Annotated in this window: 26 protein-coding genes; 10 read left to right on the top strand and 16 right to left on the bottom strand. The window is 31.2% G+C overall.

What is annotated here, in order from left to right; all coding sequences use genetic code 11:
- Positions 1–397 precede the first annotated feature (397 nt).
- The gene (locus WKH56_RS08350; protein WP_316911269.1) at positions 398–874 is read left to right on the top strand and encodes a DUF2975 domain-containing protein; all 477 of its coding nucleotides are present in this window, start codon (positions 398–400) and stop codon (positions 872–874) included.
- Between the two features lie 327 nt (positions 875–1,201).
- Here WKH56_RS08350 and WKH56_RS08355 read toward each other — a convergent pair whose 3' ends face one another.
- From WKH56_RS08355 to WKH56_RS08365, 3 genes are all read right to left on the bottom strand, one after another.
- Positions 1,202–1,684, bottom strand: coding sequence for a hypothetical protein (locus tag WKH56_RS08355; protein ID WP_316911268.1), 483 nt, complete (start codon positions 1,682–1,684; stop codon positions 1,202–1,204).
- A gap of 296 nt (positions 1,685–1,980) precedes the next feature.
- On the bottom strand, positions 1,981–2,172 hold the full coding sequence (locus WKH56_RS08360) for a hypothetical protein (RefSeq protein WP_316911267.1): 192 nt from the start codon (positions 2,170–2,172) through the stop codon (positions 1,981–1,983).
- Between the two features lie 58 nt (positions 2,173–2,230).
- Positions 2,231–2,755: a hypothetical protein gene (locus WKH56_RS08365; RefSeq protein ID WP_342835250.1), complete on the bottom strand. Its 525-nt coding sequence runs from the start codon at positions 2,753–2,755 to the stop codon at positions 2,231–2,233.
- 116 nt (positions 2,756–2,871) lie between these two features.
- On the opposite strand from WKH56_RS08365, the gene WKH56_RS08370 reads away from it, so the two are divergent.
- From WKH56_RS08370 to WKH56_RS08405, 8 genes are all read left to right on the top strand, one after another.
- Positions 2,872–3,162, top strand: a complete 291-nt coding sequence (locus WKH56_RS08370) for a hypothetical protein (protein ID WP_342835251.1) — start codon at positions 2,872–2,874, stop codon at positions 3,160–3,162.
- Between the two features lie 215 nt (positions 3,163–3,377).
- Complete coding sequence (locus WKH56_RS08375) at positions 3,378–3,764, top strand: DUF4304 domain-containing protein (protein WP_316911264.1); 387 nt, start codon at positions 3,378–3,380, stop codon at positions 3,762–3,764.
- A gap of 35 nt (positions 3,765–3,799) precedes the next feature.
- Complete coding sequence (locus WKH56_RS08380) at positions 3,800–4,210, top strand: hypothetical protein (RefSeq protein ID WP_342835252.1); 411 nt, start codon at positions 3,800–3,802, stop codon at positions 4,208–4,210.
- Positions 4,211–4,381: 171 nt separating this feature from the next.
- Complete coding sequence (locus WKH56_RS08385; RefSeq protein ID WP_342835253.1) at positions 4,382–4,795, top strand: GRAM domain-containing protein; 414 nt, start codon at positions 4,382–4,384, stop codon at positions 4,793–4,795.
- 291 nt (positions 4,796–5,086) lie between these two features.
- Positions 5,087–5,689, top strand: a complete 603-nt coding sequence (locus tag WKH56_RS08390) for a hypothetical protein (protein ID WP_316911261.1) — start codon at positions 5,087–5,089, stop codon at positions 5,687–5,689.
- A gap of 59 nt (positions 5,690–5,748) precedes the next feature.
- Entirely contained in the window at positions 5,749–6,129 is a 381-nt protein-coding gene (locus WKH56_RS08395; RefSeq protein WP_316911260.1) for a hypothetical protein, read from the top strand.
- A 25-nt stretch (positions 6,130–6,154) separates the two neighbouring features.
- Positions 6,155–6,598, top strand: coding sequence for a YrvL family regulatory protein (locus WKH56_RS08400; protein WP_342835254.1), 444 nt, complete (start codon positions 6,155–6,157; stop codon positions 6,596–6,598).
- Positions 6,599–6,970: 372 nt separating this feature from the next.
- Positions 6,971–7,702: a hypothetical protein gene (locus WKH56_RS08405; RefSeq protein WP_342835255.1), complete on the top strand. Its 732-nt coding sequence runs from the start codon at positions 6,971–6,973 to the stop codon at positions 7,700–7,702.
- Positions 7,703–7,899: 197 nt separating this feature from the next.
- On the opposite strand, the gene WKH56_RS08410 is transcribed toward WKH56_RS08405, so the two are convergent.
- The 11 genes from WKH56_RS08410 to WKH56_RS08460 all read right to left on the bottom strand — a co-directional run bounded on the left by WKH56_RS08410 (position 7,900) and on the right by WKH56_RS08460 (position 14,538).
- The gene (locus tag WKH56_RS08410; protein WP_316911257.1) at positions 7,900–8,280 is read right to left on the bottom strand and encodes a hypothetical protein; all 381 of its coding nucleotides are present in this window, start codon (positions 8,278–8,280) and stop codon (positions 7,900–7,902) included.
- Positions 8,281–9,233: 953 nt separating this feature from the next.
- Positions 9,234–9,581 carry a hypothetical protein gene (locus WKH56_RS08415; protein WP_316911256.1) on the bottom strand — a complete coding sequence of 116 codons (348 nt, stop codon included), beginning with the start codon at positions 9,579–9,581 and terminating at the stop codon, positions 9,234–9,236.
- 149 nt (positions 9,582–9,730) lie between these two features.
- Complete coding sequence (locus tag WKH56_RS08420; protein WP_342835256.1) at positions 9,731–9,943, bottom strand: hypothetical protein; 213 nt, start codon at positions 9,941–9,943, stop codon at positions 9,731–9,733.
- A gap of 496 nt (positions 9,944–10,439) precedes the next feature.
- Entirely contained in the window at positions 10,440–10,985 is a 546-nt protein-coding gene (locus tag WKH56_RS08425) for an SMI1/KNR4 family protein (protein ID WP_342835257.1), read from the bottom strand.
- Between the two features lie 206 nt (positions 10,986–11,191).
- On the bottom strand, positions 11,192–12,154 hold the full coding sequence (locus WKH56_RS08430) for a hypothetical protein (RefSeq protein WP_342835259.1): 963 nt from the start codon (positions 12,152–12,154) through the stop codon (positions 11,192–11,194).
- 301 nt (positions 12,155–12,455) lie between these two features.
- Complete coding sequence (locus WKH56_RS08435; RefSeq protein WP_342835260.1) at positions 12,456–13,046, bottom strand: GNAT family N-acetyltransferase; 591 nt, start codon at positions 13,044–13,046, stop codon at positions 12,456–12,458.
- Positions 13,047–13,165: 119 nt separating this feature from the next.
- Entirely contained in the window at positions 13,166–13,399 is a 234-nt protein-coding gene (locus tag WKH56_RS08440) for a hypothetical protein (RefSeq protein WP_342835261.1), read from the bottom strand.
- Positions 13,399–13,524, bottom strand: coding sequence for a hypothetical protein (locus tag WKH56_RS08445; protein ID WP_342835262.1), 126 nt, complete (start codon positions 13,522–13,524; stop codon positions 13,399–13,401). Before WKH56_RS08445 ends, WKH56_RS08440 begins: the two co-directional genes overlap by 1 nt.
- 65 nt (positions 13,525–13,589) lie before the next feature.
- The gene (locus WKH56_RS08450; protein WP_342835263.1) at positions 13,590–13,751 is read right to left on the bottom strand and encodes a hypothetical protein; all 162 of its coding nucleotides are present in this window, start codon (positions 13,749–13,751) and stop codon (positions 13,590–13,592) included.
- Positions 13,752–13,823: 72 nt separating this feature from the next.
- Positions 13,824–14,009 (bottom strand): hypothetical protein, encoded by a 186-nt coding sequence (locus WKH56_RS08455; RefSeq protein ID WP_342835264.1) that lies wholly within the window; start codon positions 14,007–14,009, stop codon positions 13,824–13,826.
- A gap of 298 nt (positions 14,010–14,307) precedes the next feature.
- Complete coding sequence (locus WKH56_RS08460; RefSeq protein WP_342835265.1) at positions 14,308–14,538, bottom strand: hypothetical protein; 231 nt, start codon at positions 14,536–14,538, stop codon at positions 14,308–14,310.
- A 303-nt stretch (positions 14,539–14,841) separates the two neighbouring features.
- Between WKH56_RS08460 and WKH56_RS08465 the strand changes: the two genes are divergently transcribed.
- A complete protein-coding gene (locus tag WKH56_RS08465; protein WP_342835266.1) occupies positions 14,842–15,021 on the top strand; it encodes a hypothetical protein in 180 nt (59 codons plus the stop codon).
- Positions 15,022–15,396: 375 nt separating this feature from the next.
- On the opposite strand, the gene WKH56_RS08470 is transcribed toward WKH56_RS08465, so the two are convergent.
- Both WKH56_RS08470 and WKH56_RS08475 read right to left on the bottom strand, forming a co-directional pair.
- On the bottom strand, positions 15,397–15,615 hold the full coding sequence (locus tag WKH56_RS08470; RefSeq protein ID WP_342835267.1) for a hypothetical protein: 219 nt from the start codon (positions 15,613–15,615) through the stop codon (positions 15,397–15,399).
- Between the two features lie 45 nt (positions 15,616–15,660).
- A complete protein-coding gene (locus WKH56_RS08475; protein WP_316911246.1) occupies positions 15,661–15,849 on the bottom strand; it encodes a hypothetical protein in 189 nt (62 codons plus the stop codon).
- Between the last annotated feature and the right edge of the window lie 128 nt (positions 15,850–15,977).

Genomic DNA, 15,977 nt, shown 5'->3' on the forward strand with positions numbered 1-15,977 from the left:
AGCTTAAGATAAAATGTGTAACAATTAATTAGTTTCAATCTTTTACATCCTTTCAAAAAAGCATCACAAACAACCAGTGTATAATTAAAACATATTTAGAAAAACAAGTAAAATAATATGAGGATTAGACGTAAATGGCGCTCTCTACTTACTAAATAAAGAAAATAACATAATTAAAACGTGTATCTAGTTAATAATGTTTCAATTGAGAGACAGCTAATAACCCACTCAAACAGCTCTTTTAAAAAGCGAAAAATACAAAAAACTATCCTTATAATAAGCTAATTAAAAAACATCACTCCAAAATTAAGAGTGATATTTTATTATATTAAAGAATAAATATTTATTGTTAAACGATATACATTGAATTATACTGGTAAAAAAAGGCGGTGCTTTTATGGGATATAAAAAAATAAGTTTTTTAAGGATGTCCATTTTTTCAATTGGGTTTATTGTGTTAATAATGTGTGCTTTTTGGTTACCTACTGTGGCAAGGAAAGCGGCGGTTATGAATCCTGAGTATGCATATTTAAGGTTTCCAGTTCTTTTTGCTTTATATATAACAGCAATACCTTTTTTTATAGCTTTATATCAGTCCTTAAAGCTGTTGAATTCTATTAAGAAGGATAATGCTTTTTCTAAGTTAGCGGTAAACTCATTAGGAAACATTAAAAATTGTGCACTTATTATTATTGTTTTGTATGTTTTAGGAATGCTTACTCTTGCTATGTTAAATGCATTACATCCGGGGCTAGCTGTTATGGGTACGGTTATTGTATTTGCGACACTTGTTATAATTCTTTTTACTATGCTTTTACAACAGTTATTGAAAAATGCAATTAGTTTAAAATCAGAAAACGAATTGACAGTATAAAAGCTAGTTGTAATTCAATTAGTGACCATTTATGGGGTGCTGCTAGAATCTTATAAATAGAAAAAGGAGACTAAACTTTGTTTTAGTCTCCTTTTTTATCTAACCTAATATACATAAGTGCAAAAAATAACAGGAATACAATGCTAATAGGGAATACGATGTAGGAGTCTGTATAATGACTTACACTAGGCTTTAGTGTGTAGCTATAAATGCAATATGCAATTCCTACAATAGCTATTAATACCTGATATGTTCTTTTTTTAGTAAACATAAAAGACGATCTCCTTTATTAAAGTCTTAAACGGATTTATTGGCGCTTAACTCTAATTATAATATTGCTTCCTGTTTTTTATATGTATCACTGAATAAGAAGAAATAAGAATAAATTAGAAAGAATGCTGCAAGTAAAAGGCTGTTTGAACAGTGGATTCTTTGAAATAAACCTAATACAACTACTCTAGTTAACAAAAAGCTACAGGAGACCAATAAGACAAACGATAGTAACTTATGATATAACGATGACAATTTTATAATATTACGTTGTTTGAGAACGATAAAAATCACTTCTAAGATCATTAATACGCTATAGACAGATGATAATGCTAAGAGTATGTATAAGACGTTAAAAATATTGCTATCAAAATAATTTACGTATAGCAGGCTGTTTAGTTGAAACTTTTCAAAGATATTCATTAATCCGTAGAAACCAAAGACAGGGAGAGAAGCAGCTGCAGCTACAACAACAAGTATAAATGCCGCTAAAATTACAAACCCCGCTACAGTAGGTAGATCTTTCTTCTTATTAAACATAGGCACAACTCCTTTTTATTTACCTTTTTTGTAAAATATATCTAATTTTATTATAAACGTTTTATTGCTGGATGGCATTGCTTAAAAATAGAATTAATTTAATAAAAAATAAAAGAGCACGCATTTAAGAATAAGTAGTTCAGTTTTGAAGTAGAAAATGTTAAAAAGCAAACAGTATAACAAGTGGTTTCATACCATTTTTTTGGCGCAAAACTACAAACTAAAAAGCATAAAAAAAGGTGCCAGCTTTTTCTGACACCTTTTTTAGTCTTATTAGTCATCTCAAAATGAGTAATTCATTCATCTTTAACATCTTTAAACACCTTTTTTATTGCATAAATTTCAACAAGGAACATACCAAATGCACAGCCGAATGCAACTGAAAAGGCTGTTAGTGTATTCAAATTATGCTTTAACAAGGCATTTACAATTAAATTGCTAATGAAAAAGAATACAAAAGTTAATAAAAATCTGTAAAACGATTTCAAGACTTTACCTCCTGAAAAATAGAAGTCATTCATTTAATTATTAGTTTCCATTTATTCCTTATACAAAGGCTTCTTGTTTTCTGTATGTATCTTTAAATGAGAACAAGAAAGAATAATAAGTAAAGAAAGCGACAAGTAAGAGTATACTTGAACAGTGTACTTTTTGAAAAAGATTTAATATCACTACTTTAGTCAATAAGGAACTAAAGAAGACTAATAATATAAAAGAAACTACCTTTTGAGAGGTTAGAGAGAGATTTGTAATATTTCTCTTCTTTAAAAACGTAAGAATCATCTCCAATACTACAGTTACTATATATGCGGATAGTAACATCAAGTGTATGTAGATAGCTTTCGCAACATTGCTATCAATGTCATCAATTTTTATAATTCCTCCTAAATGATGTCTTTCAAGTATGCCTATCCATCCCTGGATTCCTAAGAATGGGAGATAGGAGGCAGCAATAATAGCAGTTATAACAATTACTGCAATAATTGCATTACCTATCTTACTGGATAAAAAATTCTTAATACTAAACACAAACAAAACTCCTTTTAGATCTTTTATTAAACCTTTTAACAAATGTCAGAAGGTTTATGTACTAATTATAGCCATTTAAAAGGAAATTTGGTAAAATAATACCTTAATTTGTGATATTACATTACAAATCATATTTATATATTTAAAGGTGGAATTAGATGGAGAATTTATTTACCCTTGGTCTCATTATAGTGGCATCTTTAGGAACGATTGGCCATTATGTGTTAGAAAGCATAAAAGTTAAAAACGGCAATATTGGTCGCTATCAAGGTTATAGCGGAGGTTTATTAGTGCCAAAAGAAGAGTTAAATAGTTTTCTAGGTATTAGAAAAAAAGATCTTCAAGACTTTCTTGATCAGTTTGAAAAACAGTTAACTATACATACGTTTAATGGCAGGGAGTACTATAGCGCTGATAATATAAGAGAAGTTATTAATGCTAATAAATAAACATAACAAAAAGGTCTTGGACAAGTATCAAGACCTTTTTGTTATATTGTAAACTTAGAATAGCGAAGGATACCAAACAGAAGCTTCGCAGCGTCTTTTTTAGTATGTTCTTAATGAACTGTTTTAATTCAAGTAATGAGTTTTCCTTTTAAAGTATACAGCTTTATCTAATTAGTGAAGGGATTGATAACAGAGTGACCATAGAGAGGGAAAATATGATACATTCCTTAAAAAAGAATGTTGTGCCTATTTTAAGGGAATGTGGCTTTAAAGGATCCTTTCCTCATTTTTATCGTAAACTTGAGTGCCGCTTAGATTTAATAATGTTTCAATTTAGTGCTTGGGGTGGAACTCTTTATGTGGAAGTCTCTAAATGTGCTCCAGACGGCCATTTAGACGTCTCAGGAGAGTTTTATACACCAAATAAGGTGAAAGTATATTGCATTGATTTAGCGCACAGGAAAAGATTAGGAAGACATACACAAGAGATGTTTAAGTTTAATGAAAATAATACAGTAGTGGTTTCTACATATGTAAGAGAAGCGTTACAAGAAGCTGAGGACTGGTGGAGCTCTTATCCTAACTGGTGGATCCAATATTAGTAAGTATAAATGCCAATGCAATAGGGAGGTAAGTAATGAGAGAGATTCTAATAAAGAAGATATATGAGCAAGGTTATCCTGATGAAAAAACTGCACCCCTAGTATCTCTAGAAGAGTTTTTCGAGGGGAATAAAGATGAGGATTCTATTGGATGTAACCTTATGGAGCATCCAGGCATTAACACCTTTTATAAAGTATTGCTCCAAATTAGAAATAAACCGAATGTTCAAGTTGTATTTGTTGAAATTATGGAAGTAGAAGAGGATGATTATTGGCCATTTTCCGAAAGAGTATATATTCTAGCTAGTGCTAGCTTTGATGAAATAAAAAATTGGGTTAGCATATTAGAACCTAGTGAAGTTGAGGAAGGTTATATGTTTGGTAAACCTCCAATAGCTCCAGACTTACAATCTAATCATAAGGTTTTTGGGGTTTGGTGGGACTAACAAAAAAAGTGCTTGCGTCTGTGGAGATGCAAGCACTTTTTCTACGAGAATTAAGTACGACTAAAAGAATTAGTTTACGTAATAAGTCTCTAATTTTACAAATAAATGTAATTAATATAAAATTTAGGTAGAAAGACTTTTTAAAAACGTAATTTTACAGGGGGAGATAGTATGAGCTTAAAAGAGAGAGCGGTTAAAGAGTTCCAAGAAAAAATAGATAGTGGGGAAGAAATTAAAGAGTCTATTTTAACTTACTATGAATGCGAAAGTGGGCTTTCGGGACTTGTAGGTGTACCTAACGGAAATCCTGTACCTGTTAGAGGTGTTTTGGCTTATACAAATAAAAGTCTCCTTTTTTACGGAGAGATTTTTACTAAGTTACCTGTTGTACTACATATTCCATTTAAAGAAATTAATGAAATAAAAACAGGAAAACAAATTCTTACAATATTTAAATCATCTCTTACTATGGTTGTGGTTCATAATGATTGGGAAATTTTCTCCACCCGTGGAAACAAGGAAGAGTTTATTAGTTTAAAGACATTTTTTGAAAATGCAACCGAAGAAATGTTTATTACTAAATAATTAAATAAGGTCTGTTTTAATATGGCATTTGTCAGGAACCTTTTTAACAAGAGTTTAGTAGAAAGCGGTTGTTACGTTTAAATTATAATAATATTTAACTTTAAAGGTAGGTGTTAATTATGCTTAAAAAAGATAAGGGGTTCTGGATAGCTTATCTTGTTTTTGCAGTTCTTATGGTTTTGAATTATATATATGTTCCAGCTGAGACCAAGTTTATTGTTATTATTGTGCTTCCTCTAGCCTTTTGGTTTGTTTATGAGTTTGTATTAAAGCGCAAGAATAAACGTTCCAATGAATAAACTAAAAAGAATATTAGTTAATATAGTTGTTTTCTTGGCTCTAGGCGGAGCTTTAGGAGCGGTAGCAAAATACTTAGATACTATGGAGAGTTTCGATGGTGGTTGGCAAAAAAACATTCTCCCACACCTAGGAGATTTGTTTTCAAGATTAGGGGTTTGGATATTCATTGCTACTATTATTGCTGCGTATAGCAAAACACGAATTACAGCGGCTCTTAATACGTTTATGTTCTTTATAGGTATGTTAGTTAGTTATTACATATATTCAGCTTATCTATTTGGATTCTTCCCAACTAATTATTTTGTTGGTTGGGGATTAATTGCGTTATTCTCTCCGTTATTAGCGGTCATTGTATGGGAAGGAAAGAATAATATAAGTTTGTCTTGGATCCTACCGGCCTTACCTATAGGATTATTGTTAAGTCTTTCTATAGGCATTGGATTATTTTATTTACGTCTAAATTATTTAGAAGAGTTAATTATGTGCTTTGGTTTATGTCTAGTCTTTTATAAATCAATAAAGCAAATGCCTGGAGTAATTATAATAACGTTTGTTGTTGCATTTATTGTAAAACAAATAAACCCATTCGTTTAAGTCTAGAAAAAACAAAATGAGTCCGCTAAGAATACAATACTGGTACGGAGTGAATAGAGTTGAGTAAAGTCTTTAAAATAATTTTAGGTGCCTTTATAACTGTTGTTGTTTTAATGGTTGTTACGCTTATTAATTGGGAGTATATATTTGGTGATAATCGCCCAATAGCAAATGCTAAAGCTGTTTATCAGATAGAATTTAAGGACAAAGATATTGCAGAGACATCAGATGTAGACAATAGAATCTTATACGTAGTCCCTAAAGGGCATTTAGATACATATATTAAGATGATGCGTAAAAAAGGATATGAATTGACAGAGAGAGATCCAAAACATAATACTTTGTTATTAAAAAAGGGGAACAGCTACACAGAGATTAATTACAGAAAGTTTGCACGTAAATATACGATAATTGATAGTCCGTTTCTAAAAGAAGTTTAAAAAGGTTGTGTTTAACATAAATAAAGTGAAAACGATAGTTATTTGTTTATCTATTGTGCTAATAATTTTATTTGCTATTATGTTCTTTGAATTTTTCACTTTAAAACTACTCGGATTGCAATATGATTCAATTGGTTCTTTAGTTTACTTCTTTGTCTTATATTTACTACTTGAAATACCTCTTTCATTAATAGTGAGTGCAATACCAAAAGCATTAAAATCTGTTGGTATAATTCAATCCAGTAAAGGGTTGTTATCATTTTTGTTAGATACGGGGTTAACATTTGCGATAATTAATTTGCTTGATATTTTTATGACACACATTAAGATGGAATGGCTAGGTGCTATTTTATTTTCAATTATTGCTGGGTTTATTAGTTCGAAATTAAAAGAGAAAGACGAAGAGCCGCCATTGATTGATAGTGAAGAATTTAAAGAAATAGAAAAAGGATTTGAATTAAGAAAATAACAGTAAAACACTAAGGGTATGGAAAAGATACCAAGTGTTAATATCTATATTGGTGGTCAACCTTGTATTGATTTTGTGCTTCTAGATAAATATAATAATTTTACAAACTTAAAGGTGAAGTATGTATCTAAAGCTCGGTAGCAATTACCGTTTTAGTGCTTACTTTGCCTTTTTTATTTAACAAAGCGGGAGTAGTGGAGGACATCACATAGAAACGAACCGCTGCGCTTTAGTAATTTAGAAATCCTATAACACAGCCCTTTAAGACACGAACAGACGTTTGGTATCAGAACTAACACTGATATATATTAATGGTACAGTTTATAAATTGGTAGAACTTACTAGTCGTTTTAAAAGGGGAGCGGTAAACAGGTGAAAACTTATTCATTACAAGTTTCAGAAAAAGAGTTAAGAGCAATGTTAGACAGCTTATATTTCACGGCTCAAAAGCAAATATCGGATTTCTATGGGTTGTTTATACAAAGTTACGCTGCTGCTTATCCAGATGATACAATTAGTAGCATAGAAGAATTGTCTAAACTACAAGAATGGCTACCTAATCCAGGGGAGTCAAAATACTTGATAGTTGCCCTAATGCGTTGTTTTAGAACGTTAGAAGGTAAAGACAAGCACGAGAATATTATCTTGCCACCTGATATTGGAGGCACCACAGAGGAGATTCTTCCTAATTCATTACGAGTTTCAGAAGAAGAGTTTCGGGAGATCTTAGGGAGTTTGTTTTATGCAGCTCAAGAGCAAATACCAGGCTTTTACGAGTTGTTTATGCAATGTTACGCTGTTAGTTTTCCAAATGAAACGATTAACGCTAAAGAAGCGTTGTTTAATCTACGAGATCAGCTACCAAATGAAATGAAGCAAGAATTCTTAATGGTTTCTCTAATACGTTGTTATAGAACGTTAGAAGGCCAAGAAAAGCACGAGAACGTTACCTTTCCTCCTGGTATTGAAAAAGTGACAGAGGAACTTCTTTCTAATTATCCTGAACTGCGTAATATGAGCCTTAAAGAAATGGAACAGTTTATGAAAGATAATAGCGGAGCCATTTCAAAGATGTTTAATAAGGGATGGCGTAACAATGGATAAAAAAGAAGCTCTTTATAAACAAAGCTATTGGATGGAAGTTGAAACTCTAAATACACGGCTGGAAGTTAAGATAATTAATTGTTAAAAAAAGCGGCAAGGAATACAAACATTCCCTGTCGCTTTTTTAGTGTTAGTGACTAATTAAAGTATTATCTTTTGGAAAAAGTGATTGTCCCAAGTTAATCACGGTTTAAAATTTAAAAACAGGTAAAAGAAACGATTTGTCTTGTATCAATGCCTAATATCGTCCAAAAGCGCCCATTCCATCTAAAACCAGCAACTGATCCTGTTCCTACAAAAATAGGGAAGTACCAAAAACTAGATCCATTTCTTAGCCAAACATAGGTGTTGCGAAATAAACACAAGGAAATGGCTCCTGGGTCAACAACGGATGAAGGAAATGGAGGAGTAAAGGAAGGGGATGGCGGTAATATAAAAGGGAGAATTAGCAAGTTTAGTAATAAGTTTAAGTTCGGAAAAATGTTAGGGGTAATTTGATTGTTTATGCTTGTCATTTCATTTTTCTGGTTTTGATTTCCTGTGTTACTGCAATTTTGACAAGCTTTGCGATTATCCATTTTATTCATCTCCTTTTTGAAAGTATGTCTTACATAATAGAATATGTAATTAAGTTAAGGAGGGTTTGGACAAGCGTTGATATATGAAAAAATAATTAGATGAACTATATTTTAGTTTTGTGTTTCGGAATTGGTTCAAGTATTAGCTACTTATTGTCTTGGAAGCTACGGTCATCAAGTTCTGGTGGAGTCCGAAAAGTTTAACTTTGAAGATGGATTTAATAATATAAATAAGCTACGATCTCATACATAGAGATCGTTTTTTTATTATTCCTTTTTAAAAAACTACGGAGTACGCTTGTAACTGGAATTCTCAGATAAAATGTACAAGGAGGGGAGTAACAAGCATTTAACAAGAAATGAGTTATCAAGTTTCATTTAACAAATAACAAATTTTAATACGAAGTTATTTAGAAGTTATATTATTAGATATGGTAAAAATAGGATTTACCGGTAAGAGTTAAGAATGTTAGGGTAATGGAGTATGTGTATATAGAAACAAAAGATGCCATAATAACGTGTTTATAAGTGGCAGCGTCATTATTTATTAAATGCAATTGAAGTTAACACATAGCAAACTAAATTAAACATTATCAAATTAATAAGTATTAACAAGAATTATTAATCATATACATAGCTTGTCCATAAAAATTTTCAGAGCTGCTGATGAAAATTTTTGAATGGATTTTGAAAACCAAATTTACGACTGATTCTTTTTTATTTTTTCTGTCTCAATGATTAAAGTATACTTTTAGAAATGAGATATTTATAGTACATTCCAGATAATTCTATATTATCTGGAATGTAGAATCGCTTTAAAATAGAGGTTTTTGAGCATTTTTTTAAAGAAAATAATATTATCTCGGAATGTAAAAACGTTTTTTAAAAATTCATCTTAAAAAAAATCCGTCTCAAATTTGAAACAGATTTTAACTTTAAATATGCATTTTGACTCAATCATAAATTTGCGGCGCTGTTCTTATACCACAAACAAATTGAATTGATGGTCGAATCAAATCAAACAATTCTTCAGTAGTCATTCCTTTTTCTAAACAGATTTCTTTTGAATTACCGTCTCTGAATTGCAATCTCCAGTTTTGTGTATCTATTGTACTAATGTACATTTGTGTCATCCCTGGATATTTTGTTTCTTCAAACTCCCAATTCCATAGATCAACCATAACAGCTGACCAAAAATATTGAGGATATTTCTTCTTTAATTCTTTCTTATTCAGCGCAATCATTTCTGGTAAGTACTTTTTTAATCCAAATAGTATTTCTAACTTATGGTTTTCCTGCATTTTAATTCATCTCCCAAATCATTTGATATTTTGTTTATACAGGTTTTTATCAAATATGTGAGATTTTGCAAAAAATATAAATTGTGATATATTTGTTCGGAATTCTGCATTGAGGTGAAATTAATGGATCGCTTTAAGTATTTCTTATATCAATCAATTTTCTTTTGCTCAGTTTTACTTGTTAACGTCATATTTAACAAGTACGTCAGTAAGCCATTTACACAGACGGATATAATCGCAATATGTTCTAGCATCCCTTTTTTTCTAGCCATTATTGCTGTAATACCTAAGATATACAACAAGAAAAATATTGGTCTAACAAATAAGTTTTGGCTTTCCGTGCCTGCATTTGTATTAGCCATAGTCTTTATGGATTTACTAGAGTTCTTGATTTTCTAAACACCCTCCCTCTGACTACTGCCAGCCGCTACCGATAGCAAATACCAACGACTGGAATTATATGTTAAAATGGGGAGGTAACTCATTTTAAAGCTATAAGGCTGATTAGCAACCGGTCGTGGTTATGTGATTATTATGATTGATGGTTTTTTTCACAAAGAAATTTTTCTTACAGGAAAAAAATGCTCTAAACAACAATTGCGACAGTTATATTTTGAGGCAAGAAAATTTACTTATGAGGAAACAGATTTCTCTAACGTGTTTTGTAGGCTTCATAAGTTCGATAGAATTCCCTTTTCAAAAGGTATAAAGGCTGATTTTATTTTAGATACAGATACAGACAGAGTTTATTCGCCATCATATTAGATATGATCTTAGGGAGCTTTTGTAACAAAGGGCTCCCTTCTTATTTTCAAGTAGAACAACAGCGAAAATTAATTACTTAATCATATAAAATAACTAATTAAATTCAAAGTAAACTTCATCTTTTAGATTCTTCTTCCCCTCTTTAATAACCTCAACGATAAACTCTTTAAGAGTTCTAAATGTCTTAACAACTTTCTTTGTTCTAAAATCAATCTCCAACACGTTCTCATTGCTATCTATTACATAATATGAGTTATACACCAGAGAATCAGCAAAAATAAAATGATTTTTAGGTGTTCGCTTTCTTAAATGTATTTCTTGAATATCCTGAACATCTACAGTAGATCGAGTTGTTTCCTCAATAGATAAACCTTTATAGCTATCTAATTCCTTCCCACCCATTCTTAATAGATCAAATAAGTAGCAACCGTTATAAAAAGTTAAAAATTCTTTATATGCTAAAGGAAACTGTGTGCCTGTCCTCGCTTCAAACTGTTTAATTTCGTCTGTTGTTAGTCCAGGATGAAGTTGAGTATGCCATCTACCTTCTAATGCCCCATATAACACCGTTTTTGTTCTTAATCTTTTATAATCGTCTTTATAAACATTTTCAATTTCTTGTTTTATAAACTTATACATTGGATTCCCCTCAATAACTATTAGTGTTACTACCGCTAAATACAAAGAAAAATGTATATACTACTTTAATTAACAATTCTAGCGGATAAATTTAGTATAACTCCTTGCTCTTCTTAAGAGTGAGGTTTTTCGATTTTGCTGTAAGTTGAACAATAATAAAAGCCACAATACTTAATAGTACGGTGGCTTAATTAATTTATTTTATATTACATTTGCTCTGCTAGTGACTTCTTTAACCATAAACCTGTTTCGTCTAGCGAGGTATTAAGTGATACATAATCTCGTTCTAAAACTGAAACATCTATTGGTTCGGCAGTTACTCCCCAATTATCAAAAATTTTATCAAATACTTTCTTGTTATCTGTTACTTTTAATAATTCGGCATAGGAGCTAACTAACATAGACTTATTGTTAAAATGGGATAACGACTTTGTTCCTGTAGCGGTTGCAGAATCAAACCAATTACTTGACCAAAAAAATCCAGTGATATAGTCGTGTCTTTTTGAAGGTTCTACATTCTTAAAGACGTAGGTTAAAAAGGATTTTACACTTGAGTTATACTCATAACCGTGCTTATGCTTTTTATCCATAATCTCTGCCTCAACTTCATCTGGTGTAGTGGCAGCAAGAATAGCCTTATCCCACATAGCGCTAAGTAACTTACTCCATTCTACTTCGCAATGAGGATAAAATTTACAAAAATCTCTATATGTTTTAATTCTATCGGCAAACGGAACTGCTTTTAACTTTTCTACAAGTTTAGAATAAATGGTATCTGGATCGTCAAGCTTATAATTAGGCTTATACCCCTTGGTAATAATCTCGACTTCTGCTCTTACATTATTAGTAAAATCAACAAATCCCCTCTTTTCCATTACTCTTTCCTTACCTTTTCCGTTATAACGAGGCATCCATTCTTCAAAAAAGTAATGTGTACCTTCTACGCTTACTCGGGGACCGCTGAGAACAAAAATACCTTCTCTTGAAAAATGTTCACCATATGTAATTCGAATGTAGTCTCCAGGAGTTAAGTCTTTTAAATCTTTACACTTTATTATTGCCTCTTTTACTTCTTCTCTTACTTCCTCTGGCATAGAAGCAAATAAAGGGTTAACCTCTAAGTCCAGTGTAAAAAATCCTAATTGATTAGCTGTGTCTAATGTAGTCACTTGAAATTTCTCCTTTGTATAAGGTGAATTCACCCATATTTTTTAGTATTATACAAAGGATTTATAAAAATAGAGGAATTTGTTCATATTCTTATTTGTTCTGCATCTCACTTATATAGGTAGATACAACACAACAAACCATAAAACTATTAAGGAGATAATTATATAAGCTGTTATAAGAAATACGGCAGCCGCTAGGCTCTTTAAAAGACCTCTGTTTGGGTTTTATATATAGACATAAGAAAAAGCCCTTAAAGGTACCTGTATAGTTCTTAAAGAGCTTTTAAAGCTAGTTATAAGCTTAGTGTGTTTTATTGTATGATCTTGCTAATAGTTTTTCTAGTTTACCTTTAACAAGAGTCCAATCGTTATTGGTAATGCTATATACTACTGCATCACGAATACGTCCATTATGTAAGATTCTTTCGTTTCTTAGAACTCCTTCTTTAATTGCTCCAATGCGCTCTAAGGCTTTTTGTGCTTGTATGTTTTTAACGTCTGTCTTAATCTGAACTCTAATCATATGTAGGTCTTCAAAAGCCAACTTTAACAACAAGTATTTGCACTCTGTATTAATGCTAGTCTTCTGAGCAGATTTATCGTAAAAAGTAGATCCTAACTCTACAGTTAAACGTTCATAAGAGATATCGTATAAACGAGTGCTTCCAATAATGCTATTGCTGTCTTGATCGATTACTACAAAGGGTAGTTCTGTTTTCTTCTCTAGGTTAGTTAGAGCCTCCGCTACTAGTGTTTGCATATCTTCAAAGGAATTCATTCTTCTAACCATATAAGTCCATAAGGTAGGATTTTTCTGCACAATGTTATAAAGTTCTACCACATCATTACTTGTCATTAATCTTAACTTAGCTTTATTTCCGCTTAACTTCATAAAAAGCATCCTCCTATTGCGTACTATTTGTCTAAAGGAGATAAATAAGAAAACAAATATAGCTGCTATCTACGATCAACGTAATTAACTGCTATTAAATTGTGTAATATGGATACACTTTACTGTTTTTTAGTAGATCTCTTATAAGTAAGAGCAATAATTGTCACGGTTATTAATGCTCCTATAGCAATCCAAATGTTTAAGATATGTAACCAAATACAAATACCTACTATTAAAATAAACAAAAATGCGTTTACAGCGTATGGAATTTTTTTGCGCGTATTAATGGCTGTATAAAATAGACTAAATGCAAAGAAAATTATTATAAGTCCAAGGGTTATGTTGATCTTCATCACTCCTCGTTTTTAAATGTAGTTACTTTATTTACATTTACAATTACGTTCGGACCTTTAAAAATAAATAAACAAATTAAACCAATAACACCTACCAGTACTGAAGCAAATCCATACTTATTCACTACCTCACCCCCTTTGCTTAGTAACTTAATTACTAGCATACTCCGCTGCAAAATATATAGGGTTCCTATACAGGTTTATTAAATAGCTTATGTATTGATAAAAAGATAAGCATACTCCCTAGAACACCAACGCTTACGAAAGCGGCCGACTTACTAGAAAGATAAATACCAATTGTTTGCAAACAAAATCCGCTAATTAATAAAAAGATAAAAAATACTTTCCTCACGCTTTCCAACTCCTTATGCCTTTAAGCCTGCATATCCTGGGTTAAAATTTTATTCCGCTAGTTACTAGCCGCTTAATCAACAGAATAAAAGCTAATTAGCCCTAGAATAAATAAGAAAACAAATATAGCCGCTATTACAATTAATGAAATTAATACAATCTTCTTAAGACTGATTTTGTTTTGGTTCTTTTCCTCTGTTAGTGCTATTAAATATTCGACTTTCTTTTCAAGTTCTTTTAAACGTTCATCTGTATTCAAAAATGTTCCTCCTAATATATCGGTTGTTCTAATATTTAATTGAATTCTCTATAAAATTTCTTTAAGTAGCAACATAATATATACATAGAGCAATAGCCGTCTGGACAGTTGAGATTATACCTAGATCACTTAATGGGCTCTTTGCTTTTTTTATATACGTGTCATAAATAAAGTTTATAACGAAGAAACATACAAATCCTATAATAATCTCTAGAATTATCATTTAAACGCCCCTTTTAGATAATCTTTTTTTCAAGCGGTTATATCTAATATAAAGGATGTTGTAACTCAAGAATATTTAACTTTTTCTAGTTGGTTTTTTTACTATAAGTACGATAACCGCTACAGTTATTAGTGCTCCAATAGCAACCCATATGTTTAAGATATGCAACCAAACGCAAATGCCAAGTATAGAAATAAACAAAATTGTCTCAGTAAGTGGTAACTGCCTTTTCATACGTGCGTTCATCCCTGTATAAAGTAAGCTGAAAATGATAAAAACAATGGTAAGTCCAAAGCCTATATTCATTCTTTATCACTCCATATTGTTAAAGGTGTTTACTATTATAGGATTCACAATTACATTAGGACTTTTTTTGTGACAATTAAACGCAATAAGTTAGTGGTGGATACACACAATGAAGAAAGTTTGTGCTTATACCCTGCTGTTTCATTTCTGTGGTGTTAACTTATTTACTAACATACTCTATTTACACTCGATTGTAAAATTATAGATTAATTGGATTTTATTTTCCTTTTAAAGTGTTATAATTAATCTATTAAATACTTAGCAAGGTGGAGTTTTATGCAAAACAAAAAGCTTTTAGGATAGGTGTTAATTATTTTATCTTTTGGTGCGGCTATTTATTTACTAAGTAGTCAAAGCGCATTAATGCCGGCAGGATATGATTTAGGTGTTAATGGATATCTAGTAGCAAGAGCTCTTATCTTTTTATTTATTCTTTATGCCTTATTTAAATTTGGATACTTTCTTCTAACAAAAAAGGACTAGTTATCTTGCTAGTCCTTTTTTGTTTGGACTCCCATAAATGAGTTCCAGCTTACTCTCGTAGTTATAAAACTAATTTTTTTCGTTTCTTTTAGAATTAGGGGATTTTTCATTTTGCATAAACTTCATAAGTATACTGAAACCACAAATGTTTAATAATACGCTAATACCTAGTAACGCAGCAAACAAGAAACCAGATATATTCATTGTTAAGGTCAAAAGCAAAAAGATTGATCCTGTACAAACTAGAAGTATTCCTAAATTACGATTACCCAGGTAAATCACCACCAATATTTACAATTAAGATTATATGAATAAGCTTTAATAAAGTTATTGTAAAAACCATTTCGCTTCATATGTATTAACTAGACATTACACTTAGAGAATTGATTCATCTTTATTGCTTAACTTAATAATAAACGGAAAAATAATTACAAAAGCTAGACTAACCCAACCTAGAGTAAGCCATTTTTTAGTTTTGGCGGATACGTACTGTTTTTTTCTGCAGTTAGGACATTCTTTGCCGGTTGTTGAAAAACCAACTGTCCATACATCACCTAAACTCCACTCGCTGTTGCAATTCGAGCATTTAGTCAACGGTCTCCCTCCTCTCTGCCTTAATATAAATTTACTATGTAGTTGTTATTGGCTCTTCTCCTTATTTACTCTGGCGTCAAGTAACGTAATCATAAGAGCCCAGAATATTAAGCCTACGCTTGTAAATGTCATAAGCAACTTCAGAACAAGGTTTGTGTGCAAAATAAGAGATAAAGAGCATAGCGGCAAACCAATACCAAGTAGCGTTAAAGCCTTTTGATTTAAAGAATTCACTTTTATCACCTCCTGACATTACATTGAGTATACATAAAAAATAAAACTACATTTAATTAATAAATAGTCGTACTTGTATAGTTGTCCTAATACATATACGTGTGAATAACAAGAAAAGTTCCATTTTT

This window comes from Priestia sp. SB1, from assembly GCF_038898415.1.